This window comes from uncultured Brevundimonas sp. (genome assembly GCF_963975535.1).
Lineage (GTDB): Bacteria > Pseudomonadota > Alphaproteobacteria > Caulobacterales > Caulobacteraceae > Brevundimonas.
In genome coordinates, this window is record NZ_CAXBHE010000021.1 from 1 (window position 1) to 4,182 (window position 4,182).

Genomic DNA, 4,182 nt, shown 5'->3' on the forward strand with positions numbered 1-4,182 from the left:
GGATAAGTTACTGGCGCTTGCCAATCGTCACTTGCATCTAATGCCCATGAAGCATAAGGTTGCGGACTTAAAAATTTATCTTTAACAGGATCATAAATCATTCCGATACCTGCGTAAGATTTTCTGAAATTATTATTGTATGAAGTTTGTTTCCAAATTCCACCTTTGAAAAAGTTAATACACCATGTTTCACCATCAGCGTGCATGTCTGAAGGAACGCAATCGTTTCCTACAACTACAACTCTTTCAACAACTTGATGAGTATCAGTTGTGAATCCTGTTGGATCTACTTTTGTTTTTAATTCTGCGAAATGTGCCATATTTTTATCTCCTTAGTGTTTTATATATATTTTAATTTTAACTTATTGTCAACGTTCCTGATACAGTAAATGTTGCTACTTTACAGCCACCTTCTGGTGCTGGCAACGTTGCAATTGTATTAGTTCCTGGTGCAACACTTGCACCTGTTGCTCCTGGAAATCTTGTAATAACTATACCTGAACCACCTGAACCACCACTTCCATTTCCACCATTAGAACCAGATGCACCACCTCCACCACCAGTATTAGTTGTTCCATTTCCACCATTAGAACTACTATTTGTACCATTACCTCCACCACCTGCACCACCACTTCCAGCAGTTCCTCCACTAAAACTTCCACCACCTCCACCACCAGCGTATGTCGTGTCAGGTCCTAAAATTGTGTTAGGTGCTCCTGCGCCTCCATTACCACTTGCTGGACCTGATAAACCTGTTGCAGTTGCTCCACCACCACCTGCACCTCTATATCCAGGGAAACCTCCTGGAGCTCCAGTACCACCTGGATTTCCTTGAGGAGGATCTGTTGCAGGAGTATTCCCTGCTTGACCTGTTTGAGCACCCCCTCCTTTTGCACCACCACCTGAACCTCCTATACCATTTGGAGATGTTCCATCAGGAGCTTCACCACCACCACCACCACCACCTGTTGAAGTTATTGTTGAAAAAACTGAATCACTTCCTTTAATTCCCCATGCATCAGTTGGTGATGCATTACCTGCACCTCCAGCTCCAACTGTAATTGTATAAGGACCTGAACTTAAAAATACTGCGCTTCCTTGTAAAGGTGCTGGACCATAACCAGAAGCTCTATAACCACCAGCACCACCACCACCAGCGTGTCTAACACTACCTCCACCACCACCAGCGACTACTAAATAATTTGCTTGAACTACGTTTGGATCTCCATCAGCGATTGTTAAACATCCTGATGCTGTAAAGGTTGCTATTTGGTCAACACCACAACCATTTGCTATATAAGAAACTGAACCACCTGGAGTCGTTGTTAACGTAACTCCTTGACCTAAATTTGCTCTTGCGATCACTATACCTGAACCACCTGCTCCACTAGTTTTACATGCATAAGCTCCACAAGGATAACCTCCTGCTCCACCTCCACCGCCTCCAGTATTTGCTGTCCCCGATGTTGCTGTATTTGTTCCGCTTGGTGCTCCAGCTCCACCACCCCCTGATCCTCCAGCTCCACTACTTCCTCCTGGTCCCTCACCAGCTCCACCACCACCGCCAGCGTATGAAGTATCTGTTCCTAATATTGTATTTGGTGATCCTGCACCCCCTGTACCTCCAGCATTATTTTCTCCATTAGCTCCAACGGCAGTTGCTCCACCACCACCTCCACCGCCTGCTGTTCCAGGTGCCGCTACTTTTGATCTCCCACCATCAAAACCTTCTGCTATTGCAAATCCACCTTCGTTACCAGATCCACCAGGAGAGTTATTTCTTTGACCACCTCCACCACCAGATCCACCATCTCCAGCAGCTACACCACATGGACCTCCAGCTCGACCACCCCCTGTGGATGTTATTGTATTAAATACTGAATTAGTTCCTTTATTACCAAAAGCTCCAGCGCTAGGTGAATTTACTGCTGCACCACCTCCTCCAACTGTTACTGCGTATGTTCCTAAACCTAAATTTTGATTTGATCCTTGTAATGGACTTGGTCCATATCCTGATGCACGATAACCTCCAGCTCCACCACCACCACCTGCATATGCACCACCACCTGATCCACCACCAGCGACTACCATATAATCAATTGCCGCGGTTCTTGAAACCCAATTATCATCACTTACAAAATCGTAAACTGAATTCATGGACCAAACACCTGGTGCTTTACTTCCACATACATAATTTTCTTTAAGTAACGCTACACCTTTTCCACCAGCTTTACCTGAAATGAAAGGAGTACTATTTCCACCACCTCCACCACCACCAGTGTTTTCAGCCCCTACTGTATTAGTAGCTGCTAATGCTCCGTCACCTCCACCGCCGGTTCCACCAGGGGAAGTTCCAGGAGTCCCGGCTGGACCTCCAGCTCCTCCTCCACCACCATAAGCGTAAGGTGTTCCACAAACAGTTAATGCAATTCCATCGCCACCAGCTCTAGCTCCATCTGTATTACCAGCTTCGCTATAGCCACCGCCTCCACCACCAGGTGAGCCACCCGCATTTCCTTGAGGTCCACCACCAGGTCCTGGTACCGCTGGAGTATTACCAGCGCCAGCTGCGCTACCACAACCACTTCCACCACCACCTGAGCCACCAGCAGCTGCTGCAGTTGGACCAGCTCCACCACCGCCACCGCCAGCTCCTACATAAGGAGTACACTCAATTACTATAGTTGAATTAGTCCCAGTAGTTCCTGCTGTTGTAGGACCACCACTGCTTCCTGCTCCACCTCCACCTAGTGTAATAGGAACAGTTGCTCCTCCTGTAACAGGGATTGCACTAAGACATGCATTACAAAAACTTGTTACAACTCCACCAGCACCACCACCTCCACCATAGTTATAACCACCTCCGCCGCCACCGCCGACAATAGCAAAATCTACAGTTGTAGTAGTCGCTTCAAGTGTAACACTTGAACTAGAAGTTACTTGAGTTGTTTTCTGTGCCGGTGCAGGTGTGACTGTGTTGACTGGTCCGATAATTCCGCCATTTGCCATAGCTAATTACCTTCCTATGCGTCGTCTAATACTTCGTATGAAATAAATAAATCTAGATCACTCGCTGCACTAGCTCCACCTTTTAATATATCACCCTCCATTAAATAGATGGGCGTGTCTGATAATACTAACGTTGCGTCAGCGGGAACCGAGACTGTTTTTGCGATGTATACTGTTGCACTTGCTCCTGTTGCGGAGAGTCCTGTTGCGCCGGCTGTTGTTAAACCGTCAACATATAAACTAACGTCTGCGGCATTTGTTCCGTCAACATTAGCAACTGTGATTCTGTTTATTTTTAAAATTTTTTCTGCGGCTACTGTTACTAAAGTAGTCGTTGCTGTAGCGGATAGATTCCAACCTAAATTACCACCTAGAATATTTGTGACTGCTACTATATTTGGATTTGCCATAATTTTTTATTTCCTATATTTATTATTTATCCGAAAATCATTGCCATTGCAATAGCTTTTCCTGTTGTTATACCAAAAGTTGATGTAGCTGTCCACCCTAGAGTTCCAGATGCATCGGTTGTTACTAAAGCTGTAGAAGAAGCCCCTACTGCTGCGGGTAATGTTATTGTATAAGACGCTGAAACTGTTGCTGGAGCATCTATTCCTACAAATGCTGAATTATCAGCGTCTTGAAATTTTATTGGATTACTATTAGTTAAAGCAATTTCTGAAGAATTAGCCATAACATCAACAATAATAGGATTTGTAGCATCTGGACTAGCTGATGCATAAACAATTTTAGTTCCTTTATCTGTAGCTGAAAAAGTTGTGCTGCCTCCTGAACCAGTAGCATATTTAAATTGAACTGTGTAAGCTCCAGAAGTAGAATTTTTTAAAATGTAAAAAGTCTCTACGTCATTTGGAATTGTAACAATTCTGTTTCCAGATATTGATCCTGTAAATTCTATAATTCTTTATTGAGCCGTACCTGTTAAAGCACCATCATCAACATCTAAAGTAGTTGTTCCTGCTCCACCAGCAATAGATACAGTAGCAAAGCCACCTGTTAATTGCTCTATAAGATTTAAATTTGCGTTAGTTTTGTTTCCCCAAGTACCAGCGTTTTCGCCGGTATTCATTAGTTCTATACCAAGGTCTGTATATGTTGATGCCATAAATTTTTTTCTCCTATGCTGCTACGTCGTTATAACTTGTATTTGAT

At 44.2% G+C, this 4,182-nt stretch carries 5 protein-coding genes; all 5 read right to left on the bottom strand.

Translation table 11 applies throughout. From position 1 onward, the window contains the following. A partial coding sequence (locus tag AACZ75_RS15510) for a hypothetical protein (protein ID WP_339874103.1) occupies positions 1–320 on the bottom strand: 320 nt, incomplete at its 3' end. A 37-nt stretch (positions 321–357) separates the two neighbouring features. After that, on the bottom strand, positions 358–3,009 hold the full coding sequence (locus tag AACZ75_RS15515) for a glycine-rich domain-containing protein (RefSeq protein ID WP_339874105.1): 2,652 nt from the start codon (positions 3,007–3,009) through the stop codon (positions 358–360). A gap of 14 nt (positions 3,010–3,023) precedes the next feature. Further along, positions 3,024–3,419, bottom strand: a complete 396-nt coding sequence (locus tag AACZ75_RS15520; protein ID WP_339874107.1) for a hypothetical protein — start codon at positions 3,417–3,419, stop codon at positions 3,024–3,026. A gap of 26 nt (positions 3,420–3,445) precedes the next feature. Next, the gene (locus AACZ75_RS15525) at positions 3,446–3,703 is read right to left on the bottom strand and encodes a hypothetical protein (RefSeq protein WP_339874109.1); all 258 of its coding nucleotides are present in this window, start codon (positions 3,701–3,703) and stop codon (positions 3,446–3,448) included. 231 nt (positions 3,704–3,934) lie between these two features. Beyond that, positions 3,935–4,135 (bottom strand): hypothetical protein, encoded by a 201-nt coding sequence (locus tag AACZ75_RS15530; RefSeq protein WP_339874111.1) that lies wholly within the window; start codon positions 4,133–4,135, stop codon positions 3,935–3,937. Between the last annotated feature and the right edge of the window lie 47 nt (positions 4,136–4,182).

What these genes read in the sequence shown, in the direction of transcription:
- AACZ75_RS15515 (WP_339874105.1), bottom strand. Translation starts at nt 3,009, where the DNA reads ATGGCAAATGGCGGAATTATCGGACCAGTCAACACAGTCACACCTGCA.
- AACZ75_RS15520 (WP_339874107.1), bottom strand. Translation starts at nt 3,419, where the DNA reads ATGGCAAATCCAAATATAGTAGCAGTCACAAATATTCTAGGTGGTAAT.
- AACZ75_RS15525 (WP_339874109.1), bottom strand. Translation starts at nt 3,703, where the DNA reads ATGGCTAATTCTTCAGAAATTGCTTTAACTAATAGTAATCCAATAAAA.
- AACZ75_RS15530 (WP_339874111.1), bottom strand. Translation starts at nt 4,135, where the DNA reads ATGGCATCAACATATACAGACCTTGGTATAGAACTAATGAATACCGGC.